The organism is Mycolicibacterium novocastrense (assembly GCF_001499835.1).
GTDB classification, from domain to species: Bacteria; Actinomycetota; Actinomycetes; order Mycobacteriales; family Mycobacteriaceae; genus Mycobacterium; species Mycobacterium novocastrense.
In genome coordinates this window covers 170,186-182,998 of the sequence record NZ_LQIH01000003.1, presented here as the reverse complement: position 1 = coordinate 182,998, position 12,813 = coordinate 170,186, and the positions used below count along the sequence as shown (strand labels likewise).

The 12,813-nt window shown below is 64.0% G+C and carries 13 protein-coding genes; 7 read left to right on the top strand and 6 right to left on the bottom strand.

Annotated elements, in window-relative coordinates; all coding sequences use genetic code 11:
- Positions 1-90 precede the first annotated feature (90 nt).
- From AU072_RS04535 to AU072_RS04515, 6 genes are all read right to left on the bottom strand, one after another.
- Complete coding sequence (locus tag AU072_RS04535) at positions 91-342, bottom strand: hypothetical protein (protein ID WP_064412658.1); 252 nt, start codon at positions 340-342, stop codon at positions 91-93.
- A 414-nt stretch (positions 343-756) separates the two neighbouring features.
- On the bottom strand, positions 757-1,260 hold the full coding sequence (locus tag AU072_RS04530; protein ID WP_064412657.1) for a DUF2505 domain-containing protein: 504 nt from the start codon (positions 1,258-1,260) through the stop codon (positions 757-759).
- A 112-nt stretch (positions 1,261-1,372) separates the two neighbouring features.
- Positions 1,373-2,161 carry an alpha/beta fold hydrolase gene (locus AU072_RS04525; protein WP_064412656.1) on the bottom strand — a complete coding sequence of 263 codons (789 nt, stop codon included), beginning with the start codon at positions 2,159-2,161 and terminating at the stop codon, positions 1,373-1,375.
- A 66-nt stretch (positions 2,162-2,227) separates the two neighbouring features.
- On the bottom strand, positions 2,228-3,001 hold the full coding sequence (locus tag AU072_RS04520) for an SDR family NAD(P)-dependent oxidoreductase (protein ID WP_064412655.1): 774 nt from the start codon (positions 2,999-3,001) through the stop codon (positions 2,228-2,230).
- The gene (locus AU072_RS28750) at positions 2,998-3,129 is read right to left on the bottom strand and encodes a hypothetical protein (protein ID WP_268778141.1); all 132 of its coding nucleotides are present in this window, start codon (positions 3,127-3,129) and stop codon (positions 2,998-3,000) included. Before AU072_RS28750 ends, AU072_RS04520 begins: the two co-directional genes overlap by 4 nt.
- A gap of 137 nt (positions 3,130-3,266) precedes the next feature.
- On the bottom strand, positions 3,267-3,830 hold the full coding sequence (locus AU072_RS04515) for a TetR/AcrR family transcriptional regulator (protein WP_064412654.1): 564 nt from the start codon (positions 3,828-3,830) through the stop codon (positions 3,267-3,269).
- Between the two features lie 191 nt (positions 3,831-4,021).
- On the opposite strand from AU072_RS04515, the gene AU072_RS04510 reads away from it, so the two are divergent.
- Genes AU072_RS04510 through AU072_RS04480 form a run of 7 tightly spaced genes read left to right on the top strand, consistent with a single transcriptional unit; the run spans position 4,022 to position 12,803 of the window.
- Positions 4,022-5,236, top strand: a complete 1,215-nt coding sequence (locus tag AU072_RS04510) for a cytochrome P450 (protein WP_064412653.1) — start codon at positions 4,022-4,024, stop codon at positions 5,234-5,236.
- 43 nt (positions 5,237-5,279) lie between these two features.
- Positions 5,280-6,479 (top strand): MCE family protein, encoded by a 1,200-nt coding sequence (locus tag AU072_RS04505; RefSeq protein WP_268874547.1) that lies wholly within the window; start codon positions 5,280-5,282, stop codon positions 6,477-6,479.
- A complete protein-coding gene (locus AU072_RS04500; RefSeq protein ID WP_064412652.1) occupies positions 6,479-7,510 on the top strand; it encodes an MCE family protein in 1,032 nt (343 codons plus the stop codon). Before AU072_RS04505 ends, AU072_RS04500 begins: the two co-directional genes overlap by 1 nt.
- The gene (locus tag AU072_RS04495; RefSeq protein WP_064412651.1) at positions 7,500-8,570 is read left to right on the top strand and encodes an MCE family protein; all 1,071 of its coding nucleotides are present in this window, start codon (positions 7,500-7,502) and stop codon (positions 8,568-8,570) included. The genes AU072_RS04500 and AU072_RS04495 overlap by 11 nt, the downstream gene beginning before the upstream one ends.
- Positions 8,567-9,898, top strand: coding sequence for an MCE family protein (locus AU072_RS04490; RefSeq protein WP_064412650.1), 1,332 nt, complete (start codon positions 8,567-8,569; stop codon positions 9,896-9,898). The genes AU072_RS04495 and AU072_RS04490 overlap by 4 nt, the downstream gene beginning before the upstream one ends.
- On the top strand, positions 9,895-11,085 hold the full coding sequence (locus AU072_RS04485) for an MCE family protein (protein ID WP_064412649.1): 1,191 nt from the start codon (positions 9,895-9,897) through the stop codon (positions 11,083-11,085). Before AU072_RS04490 ends, AU072_RS04485 begins: the two co-directional genes overlap by 4 nt.
- The gene (locus AU072_RS04480) at positions 11,085-12,803 is read left to right on the top strand and encodes an MCE family protein (RefSeq protein ID WP_064412648.1); all 1,719 of its coding nucleotides are present in this window, start codon (positions 11,085-11,087) and stop codon (positions 12,801-12,803) included. The genes AU072_RS04485 and AU072_RS04480 overlap by 1 nt, the downstream gene beginning before the upstream one ends.
- The last annotated feature ends 10 nt before the right edge of the window (positions 12,804-12,813 follow it).

The window sequence follows — 12,813 nt, the reverse complement described above, 5'->3', positions numbered from 1 at the left end:
CCCCGGCTCCGCCTCCACCGCCGATTGCGCCGCCGCCACCGCCGCCCCCGCCGCCTGCGTGAGGACGGCGGGGTCAGAGGTCAACCGGAGCTACTCGGGCGTGAGTTGATCGGAGTCGGCGAACAGCAGCGTGCCCTCGTCGAGCATCACCGCCCATCGACGGGCGGCATCTGCGATGTGGTTGGAGCCGATGTCGACGGGCACGGCGGTCATTTCACCGAAATCTTCGACGATGACGCCACGAGCCTCGGCGTCCGTGTCGGGGTTGACGCGGACACGGACGTCCACGGCCAACTCCGAGTCGTGGCCTTGCTCCCGATCGTCGACGCTTTGATCAGCCACCGAATTCCTCCTGACGCCCGTCAAGAATTTGCGTGGAGGTCAGTGAATCACGATCGCCGTCGTCTGAGCGGGGAATTCGGAGAAACTTCGGTTTGCGGACAGCGCCCTTCTGGAGCGGCCGCGCCGCCGCGCCCTGGGGATCGTGCCCGGGATTCCTCGGATTCGCGGGGACCCGCGCCGGGACTGTGATTTGCCCAACGTGGATTCGGAGGGCGGCGGTTGACACCGGCGTCATCACTCGCCGCCGGAACCACTGCTGCCGTTGCCCGCCTACGAGCGAATAATTCGCTGGCAGCGAATAATTCGCGCAGAGCTGGGCAATAGGGGTAGGCAGTCGCCGGGGTACGCGAAGCGGCCGCCGGGGTACCCGAAGCGGCCGTGTCGCGCTCTGCTCGTCCAGTTGCGGCCGCAGCGTCAAGCGCGCTCGCGGGTCCACTGGCCGATGAAGCGAAGTATCTCCGGAATCTGATCCATCATCTGGCGCCCGAAGTAGCTTTCGATCTTGCCGCCGACGATCGGGATCTTGACTTTGACGGTGCCGCTGCACTCGAGGCGCTTATTGTCAGGCGTCGGCGTCATCTCGATGGCGCCGCGGCCGGAGCCCGGTGCTCCGTGGGCGCGGACGTGGATCATCCCTCGCACCTTGTCGCCACGGTCGACCGTCCAGGTCTCGCTTTGCACGAGTTCCACCCCGCCGGGGTAAAGCTTGCCAAGGACACCGGGCAGCACCGTGTTTCGCAGGTCTTGGGCGACCGTCACCCGCACCTCGCCGCCCGCGCCGACGTCGAATGAGCGCAGTTCTGCAGTGCCGTTGTGCGGTTCCAACCGCGCCAGCCAGTATCCCCGCTCGGAGAACGCGGCCTGGATCTGTTGGACGCTGACCGCGGATTCGACTGTGCAGTCGAACGACTTTGACATGTCAGAAGACTATCGCCCACGGGCGGCTCTCCGACCAATGGTGCCGCGGTGATCACGGCGGACAGGCGCTCGATGGACTCGGGGAAACTACCGGAAATCAGCTTGGCGACACTCAGATGGCGTCAAAGAAGTCGGCAATCCGCGCGGTGATCTCCTCGGCCTGTTCGATCTGTGGGAAGTGGCCAGCGCCGGCCAACACCACCGCGGTGGCCTGCGGCACATGCGAGAGGACCAGATCAATCCAGGCTGAACTCTGTCCCGATTCGAGCGAGACACGCTCGCGCGCCGCGTCGAGCGTCGTGCACTGGATTGCCAGCAGCGGGACGCGCACAGCGTCGAGTGCACTTTCCACCTCCCCGGCGTCCCAACCGGCCAGGCTTGTCAGCAGATTCCTGCCCAACGGCGCGGGAAAGCCGACCCCTCGATCGACGATCCGGTTCGCCAGAACGGGATCGCTGGACGGGACGAACATCGATTCGAAAAACCACTTCATGAATCGCCCGTAGCCATCGCCAGCCAGTTCATCGGACATGGCCCGCTCGGCGACCGCAGGATCACCCTCGGCGATCCGACTGCCGTCGACGAGTACGAGGCCGGACACCGCGCCGGGCCGTACCCGGTACGCGTGGAGAGCGACGCGACAGCCCATGCTGTGGCCCACGACGATCGCCGGCGGCAGCGACATCTCCACCATGGCTCGGACCACCGCAGCTCCATACGCCTCGACCGTGCAGTCCGCCGGTGCGCTCTGGACGGAACCGTGCCCGGGCAGCTCGCATACGACGACGGTGGTTCTTGTCTGAAACCAGTCGACCTGGGCCTGCCAGTCCGTGGCATCGCAGGCAAGTCCGTGCACGAAGACCAAGGGTGGGCCGCCAGAACCGGTTCGTGTCGCTTTCATCCTCGGAGCTCCTTTGCTCGAGCGGAGGCGCCTTCTCTATCGATGCGCGGGGCGGAGCGCCGACCACTATTGCGCTAGGTAGCCCCCATCGACGGGTAGCACGGCACCGGTGATGAACGAGGCGTCGTCGGAGGCGAGGAAGGCGATGGCGCTGGCGACTTCGGCGGGCTCGCCGATACGGCCGATCGGGTGCATGCGCTCGATCGCGGCCAGATACTCCGAGCCACCCGGCTCACTTGGAAGCTGCTTGACTCGCTCGGTTCGAATCGTCCCGGGCGCAACGGCATTGACTCTGATCCCCCGGTCGGCCCACTCGACCGCCAGATGCTTGGTCAGGCCGGTGGCGATGAACTTGGCGGGCCCGTAGGCCGCCTGCCGCTTCTGCCCTGCCAGTCCGGAGATCGAGGAGAGGCAGACGATGGCGCCGCCCCCGGTGGACAACATCGCCTCGATCGCGAATTTGCAGGTCAGGAACATCCCACGCCCGTCGATGGCCATGACCTCCTCCCAATCGGAGGCGGAGACCTCCAGCGCGTCGCCGAGCGGGATGATTCCGGCGTTGGCGACCAGCACGTCGAGCCGTCCGTAGCGGTCGACAGCAGCCGTCACCATCCGCTTCGCATCGTCGGCGACCGAGACGTCACCGACGATCGTCTCGACTTGCGCTCCGGTCTCTCGCAGTTCGTCGGCGAGCGCCAGCAGCGGTTCACTTTGAATGTCGGTCACGGTCAACCGAGCTCCCTCGCCCGCGAAGCGCACCGCCGTCGCCCGGCCGATGCCGAACGCCGCCCCGGTGATCACGGCGGACTTCCCGAGCAGACGCCCTCGTTCGTGGGTCACCGCTTGGCCATCGCCTTCGTCGACAACGTTGCGAGCCTCCCTTGTGCGCCGACGTCGCCGACCCGATAGCCGTCAGGCTTGACCTTGCGGTCGCGCGATTGAATCGGAAATTCCCTGGGAGACATCACGATCGGACAGTCGCCTCGGGCTGGACGCGCAAAGCCTATGTCCACACGCAGGGGGTGCCGGTCGAAACGGCCAAATTCGTAGGGCGGCACCGCGCACGGCGGCAACCACTCGCCTGCCGCGTACCTCACCTCTCAGGTCAGGACTGCTGGGCCTCCTGACGGTAGGGCGGACCGAGGAATCGCTGCAGCATTCGGTACTCGGCGTCGGGATCCTTCATGGGCCAACTCCAGAGCGCCAAGAAGACCCGAATCAGCCACTGCTCCGCAAGGGGGTCGGGATCCTCGAGTCCAAGCATCTCGGCGGCGAACTGCGCGATGACCTCAGACGTCGTCAGCCAGTCGGTTTCGGTGGGCGGATGGGCGGAGCGGAGCGCGTTGGTCAACGGGTCGGACCGGGCCCGCTCCAACGCCAACGCCGTCGCCTCCACCACCCGCTCCGCACCGGAGAGGCCGCGGATGGCTTCGCGCACGGTCTCGACCGTGCGGGCCGCGTGGATGGCGACAACGGCGTCGCGGATCGCGGTCTTGCCGCCGGCGTGCCGGTAGATCGTGGCGGGCGAACAGTGCACTTTCGCAGCCAGCGCGTCGATGGTGAACGCCTCCCATCCACGACGGGCGATCAGATCGGCGGCGGCGGCGTGTATGCGTCTGGTCGCTTCGGAGGCTCGATCTCGACCGACCAGCCAATCGGTACCAGCCACCGCACCGTCTCCTGTCGCCGACAGCCTCAGGGCTCTATCTCTCAGGATGAGAAGGACAGCGCCGATTCTCTCATGGACGCCGCTGGTGAGGGCGCGTTCGTGAGAAGGCCAGGTTCGGCTGCTCCACGAGAGGCATTTCAACTTCGGCCAGCGGCGTTGACGGTCTCCATCAGGAGACGAACGCTAGGACCGTGGCGATCTTGGATGACCCTGCTCAATTCTTCGGAAATGCCGCCATCCAGGACCCGTACCCGCTCTACGAGCAGATGCGGTCAGAAGCACCGGTGCACCGCATCGGTGAGTCCGATTTCTACGCGGTCTGCGGCTGGGACGCGCTCGTCGAGGCGACCAACCGGGTGCAGGATTTCTCCTCAAATCTCACCGCAACCGTGGTCTACGACCACAGCGGGGCGGTGAACCCGTTCCCGATGATGCCGCTCGGCGACCCGGCGCACGCGCTCGCCACCGCAGACGACCCCGCACACGCCGTGCATCGCAAGATTCTGTTGCCGCACCTGTCGGCTAGACGAGTCCAGGTGATCGAGGAGTTCGCGGAGGAGACTGCGCACCAGCTGTGGACGGAGTCGGTGGACGACGGACGAATCGAATGGATGAGCGCCATCGCCAACCGTCTCCCGATGAAGGTGGTCGCTCAACTGCTCGGCTTGCCCCACGACGATGTGGACAAACTCATCAGGCTGGGATACGCCACCACCACGTTGCTCGACGGGATCGTCACCCCGGAGCAACTCGAAGCCGCCGGTCTGGCGGCAATGGAACTCGGCGGCTATGTGCTGGAACACTTCGAAGCGGCGGGCAGGGATCCACAACCGGGACTGATCAGCGATCTCGCTGCGCGCTGCGCGTCCGGCGAGGTGGAACAGCCGGTCGCCTTGAGCATCATGCTCACGCTCTTCAGCGCCGCCGGGGAATCCACGGCCTCGCTGCTCGGCAGCGCCGCATGGATTCTCGTCAGCCAACCCGACATACAGAAACAGGTCCGCGAGGATCGTGACCTCCTGGTGCCCTTCATCGAGGAGACGCTGCGATACGAGCCTCCATTCCGCGGCCACTACCGCCACGTCCTGCACGACACCACGCTGGGCGGGGTCGACCTCCCCGCCAACTCACATCTGCTGCTGTTGTGGGGCGCCGCCAATCGCGATGCCGCACAATTCGATTCACCGCACGAGTTCCGGCTCGACCGCGGCAGCGGCAAGGGCCACGTCACGTTCGGCAAGGGTGCTCATTTCTGCGTGGGCGCAGCGCTTGCCCGGCTCGAGGCCCGGATCGTCTTGCGCATGCTGCTCGAACGGACCGATTGGATCGAGGCTGTCGACGTGGGTGACTGGCTGACCAGCATCCTGGTCCGCAGATTGGAACGTCTGGAACTGGCAGTCCGATGATCACGGTTCAACTCCCGCCGAATCCCGCGCAGGATGCCGGGCGTTGATCAAGATCCACCGCAAGAGAGCGCTGCGGATAGCGGCGCTCATCATGGCCGCGGTGTTCGCAGTGATCTCATCGCTGACTTACCTTGCTTACTCGGGGGCGTTCATTCCCGTCGACACCGTCACAGTGACCTCGGCGCGGGCCGGTCTCGTGATGGACCGGGAGGCCAAGGTCAAGTACCTGGGAGTCGAAGTCGGCAAAGTGTCCTCGATCGAATACGACGGGGCACAGGCGGAACTGACATTGGAGATCCGCCGCGATCAGATGAACTACATCCCTTCCAACGTCACCGTCCGTATCGCCAGCAACACCGTGTTCGGCGCGAAATCCGTTGAGTTCCTCAGCCCGACGATCCCCGACAAGAGCGCACTCGCGGCCAACTCGCATCTGCATGCCGCCGAGGTCGCCGTGGAAGCCAACACGCTCTTTGAAACGCTTGTCAACACTCTGAAGAAGATCGATCCGGTGGAGCTGAACGCCACCATGACCGCAATCGGCGAAGGGTTGCGCGGAAACGGGAGGGACATCGGGACCACGATCTCGACGTTCACCGACTACATGGGAACGTTCAACCCGCACCTGCCCACGCTCCAGTCGGGAATCCAAAAGGTGGGCGAAGTCGCCGATATCTACGCAGAGGCGACGCCGGACCTACTGACCTTGTTCGACAATACCGATTCGATCAGCAACACCATTGTCGACCAGCAGGAGAACCTGGCTACGACGTTGATGGCGGCGGTCGGGCTGGGGAACACCGCATCGGACGTGCTCGAGCCCTCCCAGCGCGACTTGATCGCCGCGATTCAGCGGTTGCGGGCCCCATTGAAGGTCCTGGGCGACTACTCCCCCCAATTGGGTTGCCTGCTCGCCGGTTTGGCAACCACGCTCAAGGAATTCGCTCCCGCTTGGGGCGGCACTGTGCCCGGGGTTTTCATGAACGCCTTCTTCATTCCCGGCGTCGCGCCGTACACCTACCCCGAGAGCCTGCCCATCGTCAACGCGTCCGGCGGCCCCAATTGTCGGGGGTTGCCGAATCTGCCAGGAAAGATGAAGAACGGATCGTGGTTTCGGCCGCAGTTCCTGGTGACGGACAACGCTTACATTCCCTACCAGCCCAACACCGAACTGCAATTCGATCCGCTGACGACGTTCCAGTTTCTGTTCAACGGTGCCTATGCCGAGCGAGACGATTACTGATGCCCAGGGACCGACTCGGCATGAAGGTTGCAGCCTTCACCGTTGTGATGCTGCTCGTCCTCGGCCTTCTCGTCGTGACCTTCGGGAAGTTCCGGCTGGGCTCGACAGTGTCCTATCGTGCGGAGTTCGACTCGGTGTCACGCCTGAAGCCCGGCCAAGACGTACGTGTCGCAGGCATCCCCGTCGGGTCCGTCACCGACATCGCCATCAACGGCGACCATGTCGACGTCGAGTTCGCGATCGACAAGACATACCGGATATACAGCTCGACCCGTGCCGCGATCCGGTACGAAGATCTGGTCGGCAACCGTTACCTCGAAATCTCGACTGGCTCAGGGGAACTGCGGCCGCTGGCGCCTGGCGGTACCATTCCGCGCTCGAACACCGTGCCGGCAGTGGATCTCGACGCTCTGCTGGGCGGTTTGCGCCCGGTCCTCAAAGGCCTCGACGCGAGCAAGGTCAACGAGGTCAGCAACGCGATCATCGAACTACTCCAAGGCAACGGCGGCACCTTGGCCAAGGTCCTGTCCGATACCGACTCCTTCACCCGAACGCTGGCGGGACGCGACCAGTTGATCGGCGAAGTCATCGACAATCTCAACACCGTACTCACATCGATCGATGACAAAGGGGCACAACTGGACACGAGTATCGATCACCTGCAGCAACTGACCACAACCCTATCGGAGGCTCGCGGCCCGATTGCCGGGGCGATCCAGCCGCTCGCCTCCGCGCAGGCCGACCTCACCGATCTGTTGACCTCGTCGCGACGTCCGCTGCAGGGGGTGATCGAAAATGCGCGCCCCCTGGCGACCGTTCTCGATGACCGGAAAGACGAGGTTAACGCCGTGATCGAACCCCTCGCCGAAAACTACCTGCGACTCAGCGCGCTCGGTCAATACGGCGCCTTCTTCAACATCTTCTTCTGCGCAGTGAAGATCAAGATAAACGGTCCCGCTGGGAGCGACATCTTGATTCCGCTTCTCGGGCCGACGGATTCGTCAAAGGGACGGTGCTCCGATGACGGTTGAGGAGCGGGGTCGCCGAAACCCCCTACGCACAGGCATTTTCGGGATCATTCTCGTCATCCTGCTGGTGCTCGTTTCATTCGGTTACTCCACACTGCCCTTCATGCCGCAGGGAAAGGTCTACACCGCTTACTTCACCAACGCCGCCGGAGTCACCAGCGGCAGCGATGTGCAGATCTACGGATACAACGTCGGCAAAGTGAGCTCGGTCGACCTCGACGTGAGCGCCCGCGCCGCAAAGGTGATTTTCACCGTCGACCGCGATCTGCGCCTCGGCGACCAGACGCTGGTGGCGATCAAGACCGACACCGTTCTCGGCCAACGGATCCTGGCGGTCACCCCGGGTGGTGCAGGGTCGGTCGACACCGTGCCGCTCGGACGCACGACTACCCCGTACACCCTGCCCGACGCGTTACAGGATCTGGGAAACTCCGCAGCCGAGTTGGACACCGACACCTTCGAAACCGCGCTGCAAACTCTGACCGCCACGATGCGTGACGCCACCCCCCAACTGCGTAGCGCGCTCGACGGCGTGACCGCGCTTTCCCGCAGCATCAACGCCCGCGACGAGGATCTCGCCGATTTACTGGCTCACGCGAAGTCGCTATCGGGGATCCTGGCCACTCGCTCCCGTCAACTGAATCAGCTGATCACCGACGGTAACGCGCTGTTCGCCGAGCTCAGTGCACAGCGCACCGCGCTCGCCTCTCTCGTCGCGGGAATCGGCGATGTGTCGCGGCAAATATCGGGGTTCGTCGCCGACAACCGTCGTGAATTCGGTCCCGCGCTGGTCAAGCTCAACCTCGTGCTCGAAAATCTGAACTCCCGTCGCGCCCATCTCGACGAGGCGCTCAAGCGGCTCCCTGCCTTCTCCACGACACTGGGTGAAGTTGTGGGGTCCGGCCCGGGCTTTTCCGTCAACGTCTGGGGTGTGCCGACTCCTGCCGTCGCCGGCGTGCTGTTGGACACCTACTTCCAGCCGGGCAAGCTGCCCGACAGTCTGGCCGACATGCTCCGCGGATTCATTCGGGAGCGACTCGTGATCAGGCCGAAAACGCCATGACCGCGCTCGGACTCGCCCACCCCCGACGATGGCCCAGGGCTGTGCTCGCCGCGGTGCTGACCGTGACACTCATTGCAGGGGTGTACACAGTATGGCCGCGCGCGCAGCAGCGCAGCATCACGGGTTTGTTCTCCTCGGCGGTGGGTCTGTACGTCGGCGACGAAGTGAAGGTTGCCGGAGTCACCGTCGGTCGGATCACCGGAATCGAACCAGGCCCAGAGCACACCAGGGTGGCGATGAGTGTCGAGGCGGGAGTCCCCATTCCGGCCGATGCCGCCGCGCTCATCGTTTCGCCGAATCTGGTCTCCGCTCGGTTTGTGGAATTCGCGCCGATCTACGACGGCGGCCCGACGCTGTCTGACAACGCAGTCGTTGGACTCGATCGGACCGCGGTACCGATCGAATGGGATCAGGTCAAGGACGAACTGACCAAGTTGTCCGCGCAGCTTGGGCCCAAACCAGGCTCGGCGCAGGGGCCACTGAGCGAGTTGATCAACCAAGCCGCAGACACTTTCGACGGTTCCGGTGAGTCATTCAGAAGTGCCGTCCGTGAACTATCGCAAGTGGCAGGGCGTCTCGGCGATTCGCGTGCCGACATCTTCGACACCGTGAAGAACCTGCACATCGTGGTGAACGCCCTGGCGGAGAGCAACGAACAGATCGTGGCGTTCACATCTCACGTCGCCTCAGTGTCTCAGGTGCTCGCGGACAGTTCCCTCGACATCGATCAAGCGCTGGCCTCTCTGAACAATGCACTCTCCGACGTCCGGGGCCTGCTCAGTGACAACAACGACGCATTGATCGGCCAGATCGACCGACTCGCCGACTTCACCAGCCTGCTGAACGAACGCAGCGACGATATCGAACAAGTTCTGCACCTGGCGCCGACGGCGCTGGCCAACTTCTACAACATCTACAATCCGGCCCAGGCGTCGTTGGCGGGAATCGTGACGTTGCCCAATTTCGGAAACCCGGTACAACTGATGTGCGCGGGAATGTTCGAGACCGCGGAGACGCCAGAGAATTACAAGCGCGCGGAGATCTGCCGTCAGCGGATGGCGCCGGTGGTCAAGCGGCTCCAGATGAACTATCCGCCGTTCCTGTTTCGCCCGATAACCAGCATCACGGCGTACAAGGGGCAGATCATCTATGACACACCGCAGACGGAAGCCAAAGCGCAGACGCCGATTGCACAACTGCAATGGCACCCGCTGCCCGGGGTGACTCCGCCATCAATACCGCCCGACGCCGATCTGAGTTCGCTCATGGTGCCGGACGCGCCAACCGCGCCCCACCAGCCCGACGGACAGGCGGGAGCCGGCAGATGATCAACCGACACCTTCACAGATGGGCGCGGCGAGCCACGGCGATCGGCTCACTCGCGGTGGTGGTTTCGGCATGCCAATTCAATGGGTTGAACTCACTGAACATGCCGGGTACCGCGGGCCACGGCGACGGTTCGTTCACCGTATCGGTCGAGCTACCCGATATTTCGTCGCTGCCACAGAATTCCCCCGTCAAGGTGGACGACGTGACCGTCGGCAGTGTGTCAGGTATCAAGCCCGTGCAGCGTGACGACGGCACGTTCTATGCGCTGGTGCAGCTGTCCCTCGACGGCTCGGTGCATCTGCCCGCCAACGCCACTGCGACCGTCGGTCAAACATCTCTGCTGGGCTCGCGGCATTTGGAACTGGCCGAACCCGTCGCCGAACGACCCATCGGCTCCCTGGGCCCGAATTCCCGAATCGGCATTGAAAACACCGGCAATTATCCGAGCACCGAGGATGTGCTGTCGTCCCTGGCCATCGTCGTCAACAACGGTAACCTCGGTGTGCTGCAGGATATTACGGATGAGACGTACGCTGCCATTGCCGGGCGCGCCGGTCAGTTCGCCGCGTTCCTGCCCAGACTCGCCGAATTGGCCGCAGGTTTGAATGCTCAGGCGCACGACATCGCAACGGCGATGGAGAAGGTCAATCGCCTAGCAGGTCGACTCGCCGGTGGTAGGGACAAGATCGAGCGCGCATTGGTGACACTCCCGTCGGCCACGCGCGTACTCAACGACAATGGCCACCGCATCGTTGATGCCTTTGCGGCTCTGAAGCGGCTCGCGGACGTCTCTGCCCCCCTCTTGGCCCAGACGAAAGCGGACTTCGCCGCTGATCTCGTCCACGCTTATGCCTTGGTCAAGGCTCTCAGCGACAACGCCGAAACGCTCGTCGACGCGTTGCCGATCCTGCCTGCGTTTCCGATACCGCTCAACGAGGGACTGCCGCGGGCGGTCAGGGGCGACTTCCTCAACGTCTTCGCGACGTTTGACCTCACGGTGCGGCGGATGGGTGAGAATTTCTTCACGACAAGCACTCTCGATCCCAACATGAAACGTCTTTCTGAAGTCGTCTCCGTCCCCGATTACCTCGTCGGAGCGACATCGTCGTTGTCCGGGCAGGCTGCCGATCCGTTCCAGATCCCGCCCCTCAATCCTCCCGATCCACAGTCTGCAGGCCAACCCTGATGCTCACTCCCCTCGTCCGCCTGCAACTGACCATCTTCTCCCTGGTCGCGCTCGTCAGTGTGTTCGTGATCGCGGTGTTCTACGTACAGTTGCCGAAGGCGTTCGGCCTCGGAACCTACACCGTGACGGCCAATTTCGTGGCCAGTGGCGGTCTGTATACGAATGCGAACGTCGCCTACCGCGGGACGACCATCGGCAAGGTCACATCGGTCTCGCTGACCCGCGACAACGATGTCCTGGTCGAGATGCGGATCGACGATGCCATGAAAGTTCCCGACGACGTCGACGCCTACGTCAAGAGTGTGTCGGCCATCGGCGAGCTGTACGTCGATCTGGTGCCGCCGCCGAATGCGTCCACGGATTTCCTGGGTGACGATGGGCACATCGACCGCGACCGCACGCACATCAGCGGCGACATCGCCGGCCTGCTGCGCGAGGCGCAAAGCCTGGTCGATTCGCTTGATCGAAGCCGGTTGCGGGACGTATTGAGGGAGGCATTCACAGCTTTCGACGGGTCGGGTCCCGAGCTCGCGCGGCTCATCGAATCGTCACGGTCGCTGATCGAAGAAGCCGACAACACGTCCAGTGAGACAATTGAGCTCCTCGAACGATCTCAACCGCTGCTCGACGCTCAGCGTGCGTCCGGGCAGAACATCAGGTCGGTGGCAGATGGCCTGGCACGCCTCACGACTCATCTTCGGGAAGCCGACCCAGAGATACGCGCCGTTCTGCAGTCGGCTCCCGGCGCCACCGGCGAAGCAACTGCCCTCTTCGAAGGTATCCGTCCCACGTTTCCGGTGCTGGCGGCTAACCTCGCCAACGCCGGCCGTGTTGGCGTCATCTATCACAAGTCGATCGAACAGGTTCTGGTGATCATGCCTGCCCTTGCCGCGGCAGTCATCACGATCGCCAATCAGTACCCGGCGGACGAAGGCGCCAAGGCGGACTTCAAGCTGAATTTCGGTGATCCGCCGCCGTGTATCACCGGGTTCGTGCCTCCGGCCGAAATACGTTCGCCCGCCGACACCACGCTTCGCGACGTCCCCAAAGACATGTACTGCAAGGTCCCGCACAACGATCCGACAGTCGTTCGCGGCGCACGCAACTATCCCTGCCAGGAATTCCCCGGCAAACGGGCGCCGACGGTGCAGCTCTGCCGCGATCCGCGGGGTTATGTGCCGGTCGGAAGCAACCCATGGCGTGGACCGCCGGTGCCCGTGGGAACACCGGTAACCGATCCTCGGATGACCCTGCCGCAGAACAAGTATCCCTACATTCCGCCGCAAGCGGACTACGATCCCGGGCCTCCTGCCGTACAGCTTCCGCCCGGTGTGCCGCCCGGGCCAGGGCCGGCACTGACCGCGCCGTATCCGACGCAGGTCCCGCCGGTGACCCCCGGACCTCCTCCACCGCCTCTACCATTTCAGCCGCCGCCCGACCAGGTGATCCCGCCATACGTCCGGCCGTCGGCGCCGCCCGCTCCGGTAGATCCAAGCCCCACAGCGCCGCCCGCTCCCCGGAACGACCCGTTACCGGCTGAAGCCGGATTGGCGGGAGCAACCCAACCACAGGCGGGCGCCGCCGTGACGACCTACGATCCGGCGACCGGCAAGTTTCTCGACCCGTACGCCGGAACCAGCCTGTACGCCAGTGGGTCAGCTAAAAGGGCCATAGCCGAGAATTGGGTGGACCTCATGACCTATCCCCGCCTCAGTTGACGTCGGCGAG